This window comes from Marinobacter sp. (assembly GCF_041690615.1).
Taxonomy (GTDB): domain Bacteria; phylum Pseudomonadota; class Gammaproteobacteria; order Pseudomonadales; family Oleiphilaceae; genus Marinobacter.
In genome coordinates this window covers 1-2,374 of the sequence record NZ_JAWLGY010000012.1, presented here as the reverse complement: position 1 = coordinate 2,374, position 2,374 = coordinate 1, and the positions used below count along the sequence as shown (strand labels likewise).

Sequence of the window (2,374 nt, the reverse complement as noted above, 5' to 3'; positions counted from 1 at the left end):
TTCACCCTGAGCCTGTCGAAGGGTGTTCTCGCCGGCTACTACCAGTCTCTCTCGCCCAACCTTCTACAGGCGCCCTTCGACAGGCTCAGGGCGAGCGGGCATGGCATAAGGGACCCGGGGGCGTGGATCCTACTTTTTCCGGGCAAACGGGAATGAGGGCGCCGGCTGGTAAGCGGGAGAATAGGATATACTCGAGCGCCCTGAAACGCCGCAGAATCACACATATTGCGTTATGCCATTGTCCAGTTTGTTCGCCACAGCCCTTATGGGACCTTGCGGCACAGTGTCAGGTAGTTTTGTGGGACGACGGAATCGCGTAGGTCACCACCGCATGGGCCACCGGCTTTTCCAGGTGCCCCTCCGAATAGATGTTCACTTCGGTCAGCACCGAGCGGCGGCCCAGGTGGAGCAGGGTGCCCTTCGCCACAAGCGCCTTGCCGGATTCGGGCTTGCGAAGGAAGTTGATGTTCAGGTTGCTGGTCACCGCCAGGGGCACAATGCCAATGTGGGACAGTACTACCACATAGGCGGCGGTATCCGCTGTTGCCATCATGGTGGGACCGGACACGGTGCCGCCGGGGCGCAGGTGGGATTCGTCCACTGGCTGGCGTACCCATGCCTCCTTTTCATCCACGCTTTCCACGGTGATGGTGGCCTGGGGAAATTCACCGCTCATGAATGCCTGTAGCTCGTCAGCACTGGCCTGGATTGCCATAGCCTGGTTCCTTGTAGATTGGTTGATTATTTCAGTGGCGCGGACTGGCCTGCCTGTTCCAGTGCCTGCTGCATGGCCAGTTCGAGCGCAGGCAGCTGGTGGGCGGCCTCACTGACGGCCCGAATGTCCGTCTGCTCCGCCCGGGCGATTTCACCGAGTGCGCTCCATGCATCGGCACTGCGCTGGCAGGCATCAGCAGCGGCCGCGAAGGCAGGGTCGCCGGTCGCTTGTGCCACATCCCGGCAGAAGCTGGCTTGCAGCCGACGGAAGAAGCCGCCGCCGGTGCCGGCTTTTTCGATGAACACCGGGATGCTCTTGACGGCCGCGGTCAGTTCATCCGGATCCAGCCGGTAGGGCCAGGTAATGATGTCATCGGCAAACGCCTGGACGCCCTCTACACCGGACGCCACCAGACTCCCTTCCGGCAGGGTGGAGACATCGAACAGCAGTGCATCTTCACCGCCGAGTACCCGGGCAGCAGAGGCCGCCGCGTCCCGGGCGCAGGTCAGCAGGTCGGGCAGCCGGGTTGGGAAGCGCATCGGATAGGTGGCAAAACGGTTAGGTCCGGGGAAACCGTTGGAACCGTGGGCGCTCCGGAAGGCGTCCATGGGGACTTCCTGAACCTCTTCCCGGTCGTTGTCCACGATGAACACGGTTCCACGCCCATCGTCGTAGCCGATAATCACCACATCATGGCGGGTGTTGGACAGCCTTACCCGCAGGTAGGGCAGCTCGGCGATGTCGCACCAGACCATGACCGGACGGCCCGCATCAATCTCGCTCCTGACCAGGTGCCAGGCTTCATCGGCGTCGTCGGTTTGCTGGCGGTGGGTATCGATGTTCAGTCGCCGGCAGAAATCCAGCTCCATATCGGCGTTACGGCCCACCAGGTACATGGGGGGTGTCAGGCCGGGATACCGGGTGTACATGAACGACAGGCCGCCCCCCAGGCCGAACACCAGGCCTTCACCCGGCAACCGGCCAGGCAGATCTTCCCAGCCGAGGTCAGCCCAGTGCAGCAGGTCCCGCAGCGCGCCTGAGCCGCAGTGGCCGCCAAGCTGGTGGGGGTAGGGGTCGATGATGACGCGGCTCATTTTGGCTCACTCCACTGCTGACGAAGGGCTTTCTTGTCGAGTTTTCCATAGGCCGTCACTGGAAGGCTGTCGACCAGGTGAATGGCCTTGGGAACCTTGTATTTTGACAAGGTGGCCTTGCAGTGACTGAGCAGTTCAGTGGTGTCCGGCTGTGAGTCGGGCTGGGGTACCACAAAGGCAGTTACTGCTTCACCCCAGTCCGGATCTGGCAACCCAACCACGGCCACCTGGGCAACACCCTCGCAGGGCTGTAGCGCGTTCTCCACTTCGGAGGTGTACACATTCATGCCGCCACTGATGATCATGTCATTTTTGCGGTCGAGCAGATAAAGATACCCATCGCCGTCCAGCCGTCCGATGTCCCCGGTATGCACCCAGCCGTCCACCAGTGTGGAAGCGGTTTTCTCCGGCAACCGATGATACCCCAGCATGTTATAGGGTGTGAGGGTTGCGACCTCGCCGCTTGCGCCCTCGGGAACGTCATTGCCCTGGTCATCAACGATTCGCACCCTCGACATGGTCGCCGGCTGGCCGCAGCTGAGCAGGCGTTCGGGATGTTCTGGGT

The 2,374-nt window shown here is 62.0% G+C and carries 3 protein-coding genes; all 3 read right to left on the bottom strand.

Annotation, left to right across the window (positions count from 1 at the left end; all coding sequences use genetic code 11):
• Positions 1-286: 286 nt before the first annotated feature.
• Complete coding sequence (locus tag ACESMZ_RS09935; protein WP_372972587.1) at positions 287-709, bottom strand: PaaI family thioesterase; 423 nt, start codon at positions 707-709, stop codon at positions 287-289.
• Positions 710-741: 32 nt separating this feature from the next.
• On the bottom strand, positions 742-1,809 hold the full coding sequence (locus ACESMZ_RS09930; protein ID WP_372972535.1) for a BtrH N-terminal domain-containing protein: 1,068 nt from the start codon (positions 1,807-1,809) through the stop codon (positions 742-744).
• The coding region (locus ACESMZ_RS09925) for a class I adenylate-forming enzyme family protein (protein WP_372972534.1) at positions 1,806-2,374 on the bottom strand (569 nt) is incomplete at its 5' end. The genes ACESMZ_RS09930 and ACESMZ_RS09925, both read right to left, overlap by 4 nt.

What these genes read in the sequence shown, in the direction of transcription:
- ACESMZ_RS09930 (WP_372972535.1), bottom strand. Translation starts at nt 1,809, where the DNA reads ATGAGCCGCGTCATCATCGACCCCTACCCCCACCAGCTTGGCGGCCAC.